At 72.2% G+C, this 14,037-nt stretch carries 7 protein-coding genes; 3 read left to right on the plus strand and 4 right to left on the minus strand.

All coding sequences use genetic code 11. The features are described 5' to 3' along the window. Positions 1 to 2: 2 nt before the first annotated feature. The 3 genes from ACZ466_RS28330 (at position 3) to ACZ466_RS28340 (ending at position 6,104) form a co-directional block, all read left to right on the plus strand. Positions 3 to 2,354, plus strand: a complete 2,352-nt coding sequence (locus ACZ466_RS28330; protein ID WP_378293031.1) for a glycosyltransferase — start codon at positions 3 to 5, stop codon at positions 2,352 to 2,354. A gap of 127 nt (positions 2,355 to 2,481) precedes the next feature. After that, positions 2,482 to 4,011: a glycosyltransferase 87 family protein gene (locus tag ACZ466_RS28335; RefSeq protein WP_464041722.1), complete on the plus strand. Its 1,530-nt coding sequence runs from the start codon at positions 2,482 to 2,484 to the stop codon at positions 4,009 to 4,011. A 158-nt stretch (positions 4,012 to 4,169) separates the two neighbouring features. Continuing rightward, positions 4,170 to 6,104, plus strand: a complete 1,935-nt coding sequence (locus tag ACZ466_RS28340) for a glycosyltransferase family 2 protein (RefSeq protein WP_378293035.1) — start codon at positions 4,170 to 4,172, stop codon at positions 6,102 to 6,104. Positions 6,105 to 6,132: 28 nt separating this feature from the next. Here ACZ466_RS28340 and ACZ466_RS28345 read toward each other — a convergent pair whose 3' ends face one another. The 4 genes from ACZ466_RS28345 to ACZ466_RS28360 form a co-directional block, all read right to left on the minus strand. Then, on the minus strand, positions 6,133 to 7,146 hold the full coding sequence (locus ACZ466_RS28345; RefSeq protein WP_378293037.1) for a CDP-alcohol phosphatidyltransferase family protein: 1,014 nt from the start codon (positions 7,144 to 7,146) through the stop codon (positions 6,133 to 6,135). A 138-nt stretch (positions 7,147 to 7,284) separates the two neighbouring features. Next, positions 7,285 to 10,890 (minus strand): bifunctional glycosyltransferase/CDP-glycerol:glycerophosphate glycerophosphotransferase, encoded by a 3,606-nt coding sequence (locus ACZ466_RS28350; RefSeq protein ID WP_378293039.1) that lies wholly within the window; start codon positions 10,888 to 10,890, stop codon positions 7,285 to 7,287. 174 nt (positions 10,891 to 11,064) lie between these two features. After that, positions 11,065 to 12,549, minus strand: a complete 1,485-nt coding sequence (locus ACZ466_RS28355) for an acyltransferase family protein (RefSeq protein ID WP_464041723.1) — start codon at positions 12,547 to 12,549, stop codon at positions 11,065 to 11,067. Continuing rightward, entirely contained in the window at positions 12,546 to 13,979 is a 1,434-nt protein-coding gene (locus ACZ466_RS28360) for an LCP family protein (protein ID WP_378292563.1), read from the minus strand. Before ACZ466_RS28360 ends, ACZ466_RS28355 begins: the two co-directional genes overlap by 4 nt. Positions 13,980 to 14,037: the final 58 nt, after the last annotated feature.

The following is a 14,037-nucleotide window of genomic DNA, read 5'->3' on the forward strand; positions in this document are numbered from 1 at the left end:
GCATGACCTGTGCAGTACCCGTGAAAGGACCTTCCGTGCGACCACGCGCCCTCGTCTACGGCGACGTCGACCTCAACCTGATCGACGGTTCGGCGATCTGGGCCCAGGGGATGGTGCAGGCCGCGGCCCGGGCCGGCTGCGAGGTGACCCTGGTGCTCAAGGCGCCCGTGCGGACCGGCCGGCTGGTCGACCCGCTGCGGGCGCTGCCGGGGGTCACCGTGCTCAGCCCGCACGCCGAGGGCCTGGTCGAGGGCGAGGCGTCGATGCAGCCCAAGCAGGCCGCGGCCGTGCTGTCCTCGATCGACGCCGCCGACCCGTTCGACCTGGTCGTGGTGCGCGGCCGGCGGCTGGCCGGGAAGCTGTCGGCCGGGTCGCTGGCCGGGCGGCTGTGGACCTACCTCACCGACGTCCCGCAGTCGGCCGGGGAGTTCACCGGCTCGGCCAAGGGCGAGCTGCGGCGCATCGCGGACGCCTCGCGGGTGCTGCTGTGCCAGACCGAGGAGCTGCGCGGCTTCCTGGAGAGCGCGGTGCCCGCGACGGCGGGCAAGAGCGTGCTGTTCCCGCCCGTGGTGGTGCTGCCGGACGGCATGACCGGGCGGGAGGGCGGCGCGCCGGAGGGCCGGGCGCTGCGGCTGGTCTACACGGGCAAGTTCGCGCCGCGCTGGAACACCTACGAGATGGCCGGGCTGCCGCGGCTGCTCGCGCAGCGCGGCGTGGACGCCGAGCTGCACATGGTCGGCGACAAGGTCCACGACGACCCGAAGGACCCGGGCTACTCGGAGCGGATGCGGTCCGCGCTGGAAGGCGGCCAGGGCGTGATCTGGCACGGCGGGCACCCGCGCGCGGAGGCGATGCGGCTCACCGCGGCCTGCGACGTCGGCCTGTCCTGGCGGCACCCGGAGATGGACGCCAGCCTGGAGCTGTCCACGAAGGTGCTGGAGTGCGGGACGCTGGGCGTGCCGGTCGTCCTCAACCGCACTCCGATGCACGAGCGGCTGTTCGGTGAGGACTACCCGCTGTTCGCCGCGTCCGAGGCCGATGTCGTGGACGCCCTCACCCTCATCGGGAAGAACCCCGACGTCTTCACGCTCGCCGTGCAACGCTGCCGGCAGGCCGCGAGCGACTTCACCCTCGACGCCGCCGCCGAACGGCTGCGCACCTACCTGGGGCAGACGTTCCCGGAGCCGTCCAAGCTGGTCCTGGCGGCGGCACGGGTGGCGGCCCTGGCGGCGCCGCAGCGTCCCGCGGTGGAGGGGGACGTGCTCGTCCACGAGGCCACGGCGCCCGCCAACCCGCAGGCGCCCGCCGCCGCCACGCCTCCGGCGCCCGCGGTGGAGGGCCCGCGCAAGCTGCGGATCGGGGTGGCGGGGCACGACCTGAAGTTCTTCACCCGGCTCCTGGACTACCTGAAGTCGCGGCCCGACATGGAGGTCCGCGTCGACCACTGGGCCGCGCTCAAGGTGCACGACCCCGAGCGCAGCCAGGAGCTCGTCGAGTGGGCCGACGTCGTCGTCTGCGAGTGGTGCGGGCCCAACGCCCTCTGGTACGCCGCGCACAAGCGGCCCGGCCAGCGCCTGGTCGTCCGGCTGCACCGGTTCGAGCTGTACGCCGCCTGGCCGCGCCACCTCGACATCAGCGCCGTCGACCAGGTCGTCTGCGTCAGCCCGCACTACGCCGACCTCACCCGCGAGACCACCGGCTGGCCCGCCGACAAGGTCGTCGTGGTGCCCAACTGGGTGGACGACCTCCAGCTCGACCGGCACAAGCTGGCCGGGGCCGAGCACCACCTCGGCATGATCGGCATCGCGCCGTCCCGCAAGCGGCTCGACCTGGCGCTGGACGCGCTGGAGGAGCTGCGCCGCGAGGATCCCCGCTTCACGCTCTTCGTCAAGTCGAAGCTGCCGTGGGAGTACTGGTGGATCTGGCAGCGGGAGGACGAGCGCGCCCACTACGAGCAGGTCTTCCGCCGGATCCGCCGCTCGCCGCTGCTGGCGGGCGGGGTGGTGTTCGACTCCTACGGGCGGGACGTGGCGGCCTGGCTGCGCCGCATCGGGTTCGTGCTGTCCACCAGCGACGACGAGAGCTTCCACCTGGCCCCGGCCGAGGGCATGGCGTCGGGCGCCGTCCCGGTGCTGCTGGGGTGGCCGGGGGCGGACACGATCTACGACCGGCGCTGGATCCACCAGGACGCGTCCGCGATGGCCGCCTCGATCGCCGCGACGGTGCGCGAGGGCCGGTGGGAGGCCGAGCGGCTGCTCGCCCAGCAGCAGGTCCGCGGGCAGTACGCGCTGGACGAGGTCTGCCGCCAGTGGACCGACCTCCTGGCCGGGGCGCTCACGCCCTCCGGCCGGTAGCGCGGCCCGAGCCCGGGGCCTCGCGGGAAAAGGGGCAACCCGGTGCGAACGGGGTACTCGCTCCAGCCCCGTGAACGCGGATGATCTCGATAGGCTCTCCGCTGTGAAACCCCGGCCGCTGCCTTCTTTGTACCGATCCATCGGACGTGCGGCGGGGCGGTGGACGGTCGCCCACCTGCTGTTCGCGGCGGTGCTGGCCGGGGCCGTCGCGGTCCGGGTCGCCGCCGCCCGCGGCTACCCGGCGCTGCTGTGGGGCGGCGACTCGTTCGGCTACCTCGACGCGGCGAACAAGTTCCGTCCCCACATCGGGCGGCCCAGCGGCTACTCGGTCTTCCTCGCGGGCCTCCGGCCGTTCGAGGACTTCCAGGCGGTGGTGCTGGCGCAGGCCGTGCTGGGCGTGGCCACCGGGGTCATGGTGTACGCCCTGGTGTGGCGGATGGCGCGCCGCGCCTGGCCGCGCCGGATCTGGCTGCCGGGCCTGCTCGCCGCGCCGGCGTCGGTGCCGGTGCTGTACGACGCGAACCTGATCCACGCCGAGCACATGCTGCTCGCCGACAGCCTGTTCACGTTCCTGCTGGTCGCCGCCGTGACCGTGGTGCTGTGGGGCGAGCGGACGCCGTGGTGGGCGGGCGCCCTGGCCGGGCTGCTGACCTCCTTCGCCGCGCTGACCCGGCTGACCGGGCTGCCGATGCTGGCGCTGATCGTGCTGGCCCTGGTGCTGCGCTGGTCCGGGTGGCGGCGGACGATCGCCTCGGTGGCCGCGGCGGTGGTGACGTTCGCGGTGCCGTTCGTCGCGTACATGAACTGGTTCGAGGAGCACTGGGGCGGCTTCGCCATCACCAAGGCCGACAACGTCTGGCTGTACGGCCGCACGGTCGACTTCGCCGACTGCGCCAAGCTGGACCCGCCGCCCGAGCTGGTCGTGATGTGCCCGAAGCCGCCGTCCGACCCGCGGATCGCGCCGGCCTTCCGGGCCCTGTGGACGCAGGACTCGCCGTTCGTCTACATCCCGGGCGGCATCTACGGCGACGAGGGCAACGAGAAGGCCGGGGAGTTCGCCGACCTGGCCATCAAGAAGCAGTTCGGCGACTTCGTGGGCGTGATCGTGCGCGACACGCTCCGCGCGTTCGAGACGGGCCGGGAGCCCTATCCGACGCCGTGGACCGAGGAGAACACCCGCTTCCCGGTGGGGGAGGCGTGGTCGGACGAGCAGCAGCTGCTGGCCGAGGCGTACGGGGCGCACGGCCGCGCCACCGTCGTGGAGCCCCGCGCGGCGTGGATCCGCGCGTACCACGACCGCTGGTTCACGCCCGGGCCGATGCTGGCGGGCCTGCTGGTGGTCGGGCTGGCCGGGGTGCTGATCCGGCTGCGGCCGCGGTCGCGGTGGGGTGCCGCGGTGCTGCTGCCCTGGTCGATGGGGGCGGCGCTGGTGGTGATCCCGGCGGCCACCGCGGACTTCGACTACCGCTACCTGCCGCCGGCGGTGCCGTTCGCGTGCCTGGCGGCCGCGCTGGCGCTGATCCCGGGCGCCGCGCGCACGCGCCGCCCCGCCGCCGAGCCCCCCGAATCCGGCAATTCAGACGAACCTCAGGAGCCCGGGAAGCCCGATGGCGTAAGGGATGCAGCCGATAAGGGAGCGAAGAGCATCAGTCTCTAAAATCACTCTTCCGCTGTGAACTTTCCCCCGTCTACGGACGTCTCTGTTTCATCACCCCAAGCCCGTCATGCGTGCCACAGTGACGGATAACGCCCGGCGGCCAGGGCAGGGGATGTCGGAGAGGCCATGTTCGTCTGATACGACGGGGAATGGAGCTCATGGGGACGCCGAAGGTCAGTGTCATCGTGCCCGTGCACGACTGCCGGTCGACGTTGGAGCGCACGTTCCGGTCGGTCTTCGACCAGACGATGCCCGCCGGGCGGATCGAGATCATCGCGGTCGACGACGGGTCCACCGACGGCAGCGGTGAGGAGCTGGACCGGCTCGCCGTGGGGCGGTCCGGGTTCACCGTCGTCCACCAGCCGCCCTCGGGCGGGCCCGGACGCCCGCGCAACGCGGGCATCGAGCGGGCGGCGGGCGAGTACGTCTTCTTCCTGGACGCCGACGACTACCTCGGCCCCGAGGCGCTGGAGCGCTGCTGCGCGATGGCCGACCGGAACGAGACCGACGTCGTCGTCCCCAAGTACGTCGGCATCGGCCGCAAGGTGAACCCCTACCTGTTCCGCGAGACGGTGGAGTTCACCACCATCCACGACGAGGTGCCCAACCTCTACGGCAGCATCACCGCGCTCAAGCTCTACCGGCGCAGCCTGCTCGAACGGCACCGGATCCGCTTCCCGGAGAACGTGCTGTCCGGCGAGGACCAGTTCTTCGCCGTGCGCGCCTACTTCGAGGCCAAGGGCGTGTCGGTGCTGTCCGACTACGACTGCTACTACTGGGTCGACCGGGACGACGGCAGCAGCGCCCTCCAGCGCGGCGGCGCCCCGGCGGCGGACTACTTCCCGGAGATCCGGCGGCTGATGGCGTTCGTGGCCGAGCGGACCGGCCCGGGCCCGGCCCGCGACCGGCTGATGCGCCGCCACTTCGGGGTGGAGGTCTTCTCCCGCTTCGACCAGCGCTACCAGGGGTTCGGTCCGGACGAGCGGCGCGCGACCCGGGACGGGGCCCGCGAGCTGGTGGAGCGCTGGGCCACCCCGGAGATCCTGGAGCGGCTCAACCCGTACAACCGGCTGCTCGCCCACGCCCTCCGGCACGGCCTGGACGACCTGGTGGACGAGGCGGCCCGCGTGCACGCCGGGGAGGAGCCGCAGCTCGTGGTGGACGGCGAGCGCGCGTTCGCCGCCTACCCCGGCTTCCGGGACGAGGCGCTCGGCATCCCCGACGAGGTCTTCCTGACCAGCAGCCCGCTGTCGTCGCGGCGCACCCTGACCGGCGCGGAGTGGCGGGACGGCCGGCTGGCCGTCCTGCACCGCGCGGGCGCGGTCGAGGGCGCCGCCGGCGGCCACCGGTCCGAGCTGCTGCTGCGGCGGCGCGAGGGCGGCGAGGAGCACCGCGTCCCGTTCCGCCCCGTACCCGCGGACGACGCGCTGATCGCCGAGATCGACTTCGCCGCGACCCCGCTCGCCCCCGGCCGCTGGGACGCGCACGCCGTGATCCGCGTCCAGGACCGGGTGGCCGGCGAGGGCCGGCTGGTCGCCGCGGACGGCGTCGAGCCGCCGGGCGCGCGGATCACCGCCGTGCGCGGCGGGCGGCCGGTCGTGGCGCCCTACCTCACCAAGAGCGTCGGCGCGCTGGCCCTGCACGTGGGCGGGAAGAAGGCGGGGGCGGCCCCGGCCACGCCCGCCGCGGTGTCGGCCGGGCCGTCCGGGACGCTGCGGATCGCCGCGACGCTGACCACCGCGCTGCCCGGCGGCGCGGGCGACCGGGTGGGCGTGCGGGTGCTGCTGCGGCACCGCGAGTCCGGCGAGGTGCGGGCGGCGGAGGCCGTGGCCGCGGCCGTGCCCGGCGGTGTGGACGTCTCCGCCGAGCTGGACCTGCGCGGCGCGCGCAGGGGCGCCTGGGACGCCTCCTACGAGGTCGCGGTGGACGGGGCGAAGGGCGAGTTCCGGATCCCGCTGGGGTCCGGAGACGCCGCGGCCCCCGCCGGACGGCGGGGGCCGCGACCGTTCCGGACCTCGTCCGGGAACCTGTCGGTGCAGGTGGGCGGAGCCGTGGTGACCCGGCTGCGCCGCGTCCTGTCCAGGCGCTCCTAACGGGCGGCCGGGAGAAGACTCAGCCGATTCAGCCGGCGCTGCCGACGGTGGCCTGGCGCTGCTCGTGCTCGGCGGGCAGCTGCTCCCGGTAGCCGGCGATCTTCCGCTCCAGCTTGGCCAGGCTGCGGCTGTAGTCCCGGCTGGACAGCCAGAACTTGTAGATGATGACGAGCTCGAAGGCCATCATCCCGACGCCCGACAGCACGGTCACCGGGATGATCGCGCCGGAGACCACCGCGGCCGCCACCGGCGCCACGATGAACACGCCCATCTGGAACTCGATCCCGCTGATCAGGTGCGGGCGGATCCGGCCGCGCAGCAGCGCGTTGCGGATCCGGGCGTACCACGGGAAGCGCTGGTTGAACTCGGCCTGCAGCGCGACGTTGGGGTGGTCGCCGACGACCTGGTCCTCCATGTCGGCCTCGGGGTCGGGACGCAGCGCGCCCTCCGCCGAGCGCAGGTCCTCGCCGACCTCGCCGTCGGGACCGTTCCCGGCGCGGCGGACCGCGAGCTCCAGCTCCTGTGCCTGCGCCCGCGTGGCCTGCAGCTTGTTGCGCATCTGCGAGCGGACCTTGTAGATCTCCAGGGCGTCCATGTAGCGGAGCATGTCCAGGAACACCACGGCCACCGCGGTCCAGACGTAGGCGACGTTGCCGGTGGCGGCGTACTGCCCGCCCATCAGCGCGATCGCGCAGGCCAGCACCCGCACCCGGTCGAAGATGTAGTCCAGCCAGGCGCCGAAGACCGAGCCGGTGCCCTTCAGCCGGGCGATCTTGCCGTCCATGCAGTCGAGCGTGAACGACAGGTGGTACAGCAGCGCGCCGAGCAGCAGGTACGGCCAGGTCGCCACCGCGAAGCAGGCGCCCGCGCCCAGGCCCAGGATCAGGGCCCCGACGGTGAGCTGGTTGGGCGTCACGTTGGTGCGGTTGGCCGTGAAGCGGACCAGCCGGGCGGCGAGCGGATCGACCAGCATCACCGTCCACCATGCGTCACGCGCCTTGTACGTCCGTTGCCGAACGTCCTCGAGCGTGAAGTTCGCCATGGAGAGCTGTCCTTTCATTGCGAAGAGGCTTCCCCGGCGCGGATTCGCGCGAACCTCGAAATTGGGTTTGTCGGCCGGCACTCGCCCGCTTCGGCATGCCATGCCCCGGCCGGAGGACCCCCGGCGGCCGCATCGATGTTATCGGCTGTCCGGGCTTCGGCCTCCCGAAAGTCGCCGACTCGTAACGTGGGCGAGCATGCGGTCCACCACGCGGGCGGCCGCTCCGCCGTCGTCCCACGCGCAGAACTTCGCGCGGAACGCCTGGTAGCGGTCGGCGTAGGCGGCGGCGACCGGGTCCGCGTCGAGGATGGCCTCGATCAGCTCGGGTGAGGTCCGGCACAGCGGGCCGGGCGCCTCGATCTCGAAGTCGAAGTAGAAGCCGCGGAGCTGGTCGCGGTAGCGCTCCAGGTCGTAGGTGAAGAACAGCTGGGGGCGGCCGGTGACGGCGAAGTCGAACATCACCGACGAATAGTCGGTGATCATGACGTCGGCGATGAGGTAGAGGTCGGCGATGTCGGGGTAGCGGCTGACGTCGATGGCGAACTCGCCGTCGGTGCCCTCGACCCCGCCGCCGAGGTTGAAGTGGCCGCGGACCAGCAGCACGTGGTCCTCGCCCAGGGATTCGCGGGCCGCGGCCAGGTCGAGTTGCAGCTCCATCTGGTAGCCGCCGGCCTTGGCTTGGTCGTCCCGCCAGGTCGGCGCGTACAGCACGACCCGCTTGCCGTCGGCGATGCCCAGCAGCGACCGGACCCGGGCGGCGCGCGCGTCGTCGCCGCGGGCGAGCAGGTCGTTGCGGGGGTAGCCGGACTCCAGGACCTCCCCGTCGTACCGGAACGCCCGCTGCATGATCGGGGTGCTGAACGGGTTGGGGGACACCAGCACGTCCCACTGGGCCACGTCCGCGCTGAACCGGCGCAGGTAGTCCTGCGCGTTCTTGAACTGCGGCCGCTCGATGTCGTAGCCGATCCGCTTGAGCGGCGTGCCGTGCCAGGTCTGCACGTAGAACTGGCCCTCGCGCTTGCGCATCCACTCGGGCATCGGGTCGTTGCCGACCAGGAACCTCGCCTGGGCGACGGTCCTGAAGTGCTCGCGGCTGCCGTACAGGACGGAGCGGACGCCCTCGGGCGGCTCGAACTGGCCGTCCTTGGTGATCCAGACGCACTCCAGATCGGGCCGCCGCCGCGCCAGCTCCTCGAAGATCGCCCGGGGGCTGTCGGAGTACTGCCGGCCGCGGAAGCTCTCGAACAGCGCCACCTCGCGCAGCGGCTCGGCCAGGTAGGCGGGGTGGTCGCGCAGCGCGAGCCGCTTGAGGCCGTAGACGCCGCGCTCCTCGTCGTCCTGCGCGGGACGCGACTCCAGCCGCAGCGAGTCGGCCTGGAACGTCGACAGCTTGAACTCGTGCAGCCCCACCACGCGCGGGGCGGGCAGGTCCGCGACCGAGGACCGGGAGATCGCCACCGCGACGTCGCCCTCCTCCATCGGCGCGAAGAACCCCCACTGCCCGGTGGACAGCGGCAGCCGCTCGCCGAACCGCGGCACCCGGGCGGGCGCCACCTCGCAGGTGAACGTGCGGCCGTCCCAGGTCACCGGGAAGTCGTAGGTGTCGCCGCCGTTGCGCAGCTTCGCCTTGAGGCGGTCCGGCAGGTGGGCGCCGCCGTCGGCGGTGCCCGCCATCTCGCCGGTCAGCAGCAGCCGGCCGTCGGCGGTCCACTCGGCGCGGGTCACCGCCGGCCGGCGCGGACGCTCGACGATCCGCAGGTTGCCGAACTTGGTGCGGGTCACCACGATCTCGTCCGAGCCCAGCGAGTGCCGCACCTCCACGTCGTCGTGGATGGTCAGCCGCACGGCCTTGGACTGCCCCGACAGCTTCAGGGAGGCGTCCCAGTCCAGGCCCTCGGTCACCCAGGTGTGCAGGGTGGCGGCGTTGTCGGTGGCGTGGGAGACGAGCACGTCCATCGGGATCCGGGCGGTGAAGCCGCCCTTGCCGTCGAGCTCTGCCGGCAGCTTGGCCTTGCCCATGCCCTGCCGCCGGGCCAGCACGACCTGGCCGGAGGTGGCGCCCGCGTCGGCGATCCAGCCGCGCAGCACCAGCTGCCCGTCCTCCGCCTCCGCCTTGGTGACGTGGGCGGTGAGCTGCTTGACCTGGACGACGTAGTGGTCGCTCGCGGTCGTCACCGGGCGGATCCACACGTCGGAGGCGGCCTCCCAGGCGTTGGCCCACTTCTCGTCGCTGCGCCGCGGCCCGCCCAGCGGGCCGGAGACCTTCAGCCCGCCCGGCGCGGTGACCTCGGCGTGCAGCTCCCAGTTGGCCGAGCGCAGCGCGCGCAGCACGCGGTACTTGCTCACCCGCATGAACCGGTAGCGGCTCACCTTGAGGTCGGCCGGGTCGATCTCCACCTCGAAGCCGGACCAGTCGTAGTCGGCGGCGGCCCGCTTGGCGTCGGCGGACACGTCCGGGCGGCGGGCCCGCTTCACCGGCAGCTCCACGACCGTGCCGTTGCGGGCGTGCTGGAGCCACACGCGCAGCCGGCACGCCTCCGGGTCCTGCGTGGGGTCGGTCATCGGGATCCGCGCGATGTAGGCGTGCCCGGAGACGCGCAGCCGGCCGTTCTCCCAGTGCGCCGCGTCGGCCCGGCCCTGCAGCTTCTGCCGCAGCTCGTCGGTGACGTCGTACAGCGCGTCGGGCACGCGGCGGGAGGGGTCGCGGAAGTAGGGGTAGGCGGCGTACCAGCGGCCGTCCACCCGGGTGACGTCGGCGGTGAAGATCCGGGCCTGCTGGTAGTTGATCAGCTCCAGCAGCTCCTCGATCATCCCGTTCCGGATGAAGTGGTACTTGAGCCGCTTGAGCGCGGTCAGGTCGCCCATCATGGCGTCGTCGGCCCCGGCCAGCACCTCGTCGACCTGGGCGCGCAGCCGCTCCTGGTACTCGGGGCCGCCCTCGCCCGCCACGTCGATGTACAGCGGCAGCTCCCCGGACACCACCGAGAACAGCTGCTCGCGCCACAGCTTGGGGGACCGCTCGCGCAGGAACGCGGTGACGGCCTGGGTGGTGCGGACCCGGTCCTCCAGGTTGCCCGGCTCGGTACGGCGCTGCGTGATCGACTGCGACTCGCCCTCGCGCTCCCGCCAGTAGTAGACGATGTCGGACAGCACGTCCACGGAGGAGGCCAGGTAGTGCGCCGGGATCGTCACCGGGGCGTCCTCGTACAGGCCGGGCGGGAAGGCGAACCCGCCCGCCTCGAAGAACTCGCGCCGGAACACCTTGTTCCAGGCGGTGCGGTCGCCGAGCAGGTCGGGCCGCCGGGTGATGTGCGTGCTCTTCTCGGTGACCTTGAAGATCTCGGTGTGCATCGGGGAGTTGCGCGGGCCCGCCGAGGTCAGCCGCCGAACGCCGCCGCACGCCAGGTCGGAGCCGGTCTCCTTGAGCGACCCCACCATCAGCTCGTAGGTGTAGCGGGGCACGATGTCGTCGGAGTCCATGAACGCCAGGAAGGCGCCGGTCGCCTCCCGCGCCCCGGTGTTGCGGGCCGGGCCGAGGCCCTGGTTCCGCTGCTGGACGAGCCGGAACCGCTCGTCCTTCTGCGCGAACTCCTTGGCGATCGCCGTACTGCCGTCGGGAGAGCCGTCGTCGACCATGATGACCTCGATGTCGCGCAGCGTCTGCTGCTGCAGCGAGTCGAGGCAGGCCTCCAGGTAGGCCTCGACGTTGTAGAACGGGACGACGACGCTGAGAAGCGGTGACACGGTTCTCCCGGTTGCGCTGATCGGTGGCGGGTGCTCGCCGACGGTGTCCACCCGGCTCCGGAGGGTGCCCCGCACGAGAAACGGCGACTTTTCTGAAGATTATCTGAACTGTCGTGAACGGGCCGGTGCGTTGCCGTGACCCGCCCGTTCAGGAACGCGTCCGTTATGGAGGACTCAGGCCCTCGGCGCGGAGTTCGCGGACGGCGCCTCGGACGGCGCGCCGGACGACGCCGCGGCGGGCGCCGCGGCGGGCTCGGCGTCCATCGCCGCGGGCTCGGCCGGCTCCGCGGGTCTCTCCGGCGCGGTGCGCTCGGCGCCCGCGCGCCGCGTGCCCGCCCGCCGGCCCCCGCCGCCGCGCCGCCCGCCGGAGCCCTGGGCCCCGCCGGCGCCCTTGGCGCCCTTCGAGCTCTTGGCGCCCGGCCGCCGGAGCGGGGTGAACGCCCACTTCATCTTGGGCTCCAGCGCCCAGCTCATGCAGGTGACGACCGGCTTGGAGCACAGGAACGTGCCGACCACGGCCGCCCCGGCGATGACCGCCAGCAGGCCCGGGACGGTGTTCAGCCACTCGGCGTCCCACCAGTCGGTGAACTGCAGCAGCCGCGTGACGAAACCGTGCAGCAGGTAGGCGTACAGCGTGGTGGAGCCCAGCTTGGTGAACCACGTCTTCCGCTTGGGCACGATCGCCAGGAACGCCGCCACCAGCACGGTGGCCGCCACGAACATGCCCAGCCGCATCACGGTGCCGGTGACGTTGTCGACGCCCAGCTCCTCGTGCGGATCCTTCCAGTAGATCCAGGCGCGGTTCATGCGGTCCATGGCCAGGTAGGCCACGGCCAGCCCGCCGGCCAGCGTCAGCGTGCCCAGCACGCGCGCCGCCGGCCGCTTGAGGTACTCGAAGTGCTCGGGCTTGAGCAGCAGCCCCAGCACGTAGAACGGCAGCAGCCCGATGACCCGGTGGATGTTGAAGGTGTTGCCGAGGTCGCTCATGTACGACAGCAGCGAGAACGCCAGTGCCACCGCCAGCGGCCAGCGGATCTGCTGCCAGACCGGGGTGGACAGCCGCCAGAAGAACAGCGCGCACAGGAACCAGGTGAGGAAGTACGGATCGAGCAGGCTGATCTCCAGCTCGTTCCGTCCCACCTGCCAGTCGTACAGCGAGTACGCGATCTCGAAGACCACGTACGGGACGCCGACGTTGGTGATCAGTTTCCGCGCCTTGCCGCCCGCGAACGTCCAGTTCCGCGAGAAGTAGCCGGTGACCACGATGAACATCGGCATGTGGAACATGTAGATGAACAGGTACAGGCCCTTGGCCATCGGCACGTCGAGCCGGTAGGCCAGCGAGTGCCCGATCACCACGAGCAGGATCGCCAGGAACTTGGCGTTGTCGAAGAAGGGGTCGCGCTCCTTACGGCGCGGCGCCGCCGGCGCGGTCCCGGAGGAGGACGCTCCGGAGGCCGGGGAGCCGGGGGCGGCGGAGCCGGAGGCCGGGGAGGCCGGGGAGGACGTGCCGGGTGCCGGGGAGGACGCGCCCGAGGCCGGGGGCCCGGCCTGCCGCGGGACCGCGGGGCCCGCCCCGTCAGGGGCGGGGGGATCCTCTCCGGGCGCGGGGGTGCGGGGCTGCGGAGCGGTGGTCGGCGGGGTGGAGTGCGCCATCATTCCTTACAGATGTCGTCGGTCGCCTTGATCTCTCCCTGCTGCGCTGGGATGCCCCCGGTCTTGGATCCCTGCAGCGAGGTCCAGTTGGAGCCGACGACCAGGTCGACGACCCCGGGTGTGCCGCCGGTGCGGGCGGCGGGCTGCGGCGGGCCGGGCAGCAGCCCGTTGACGGTCTGCGCGTGCTGCTCGGCGCCGGCGCCGTACATGACCCGCGTGGTCTTGGTGGCGGTCATGTTGCCGCCGACCGTGACCTGGAAGCCCTGGCTCTCGAGGTCGTCGGCGACCCGCTTGGCCTGGCCCGAGATGCCGCTGGCGTTGTAGACCCGCACCCGCACCTGGCTCGGCGGGATCGCCGGCGTGCCGGCCGCCTTCTTCTTCGGCTCGCTGGGCACGGTCTTGTCGTTGCGGATGGAGCTGAAGAACTGGTTCGCGGCGGGCTGCCTGAGCTGCACCCGGTTGGGGTCGGCCACGTACGGCCCCCACGGCACGGTCACGAACCGCAGCTTGCCGGAGGTCATCCCCTGCATGCCGGAGCCGATCCGCATCATCACCTGCGGGGTCAGCTCACTGTCGGTCGTGAGCGACTTGGTGGTGGCGTTCATCAGCGACAGCATCCGGCTCGGGTTGGTCAGCACGCCCGCGCTCATCGCCTTGTTGGCCAGCGCCCCCATGAACTTTTGCTGCCGCTTGATCCGGTCGGTGTCGGAGCCGTCGCCGAGGCCGTGCCGGTTGCGGACGTAGGCCAGCGCCATCTCGCCCTTGATGGTGCTCTTGCCCTTGGGCAGCTTGAGCTTGGACTTGGGGTCGTCGACCGCCTTGGGCAGGCAGACGTCGACGCCGCCGACCGCCTCGGTGATCGCCTTGAACCCGGCGAAGTCGACCTGCATGAAGTGGTCGATCTTGATGTGCGACATCGCCTCGATCGTCTTGATGACGCAGGACGCGCCGCCGATCGTGAACGTGGAGTTGATCTGCCCGACGGTCTGGGCCGGGGTCCGCTGCCCGTTCTTCAGCGTGCACGAGGGGATCGGGACCATCAGGTCGCGCGGGAAGCTGATGCCCATCGCCTGCCCGCCGCCGGGGGACAGGTGCAGCAGGATCATGGTGTCGGAGCGCGGCGGCTCCTTGGTCATGCTGCGGCCGTACTGGGCGTTGCCCGAGCCCGCCCGGGTGTCGGACCCCAGCAGCAGGATGTTCATCGCGCTGTTGAGCTTCTTCGGGCGGTTGGGGCCGAGCAGGGCGTTGGAGTCCTCGTGGGAGATGTTCCCCATCGCCGTGCGGTAGACGCCGTAGGCGGTGAGCGACCCGGCCACCATCACCGCCGACAGGCCGATGGACACCCAGCCCAGGACGCGCCATCCGCGCCGACGGGTCGCCGGTTGCGGATCGGCGTCGTCGACGTACTCCATGTACATCGGGTTGCTGTTCATCGGCTCCGTGGTGGGACGGCCCCGCCGCGCGGCGCGACGGCTCCGCCCGCAGGGGTCG

This window comes from Actinomadura rugatobispora (assembly GCF_055379765.1).

What these genes read in the sequence shown, in the direction of transcription:
- ACZ466_RS28330 (WP_378293031.1), top strand. Translation starts at nt 3, where the DNA reads ATGACCTGTGCAGTACCCGTGAAAGGACCTTCCGTGCGACCACGCGCC.
- ACZ466_RS28340 (WP_378293035.1), top strand. Translation starts at nt 4,170, where the DNA reads ATGGGGACGCCGAAGGTCAGTGTCATCGTGCCCGTGCACGACTGCCGG.
- ACZ466_RS28345 (WP_378293037.1), bottom strand. Translation starts at nt 7,146, where the DNA reads ATGGCGAACTTCACGCTCGAGGACGTTCGGCAACGGACGTACAAGGCG.
- ACZ466_RS28355 (WP_464041723.1), bottom strand. Translation starts at nt 12,549, where the DNA reads ATGATGGCGCACTCCACCCCGCCGACCACCGCTCCGCAGCCCCGCACC.
- ACZ466_RS28360 (WP_378292563.1), bottom strand. Translation starts at nt 13,979, where the DNA reads ATGAACAGCAACCCGATGTACATGGAGTACGTCGACGACGCCGATCCG.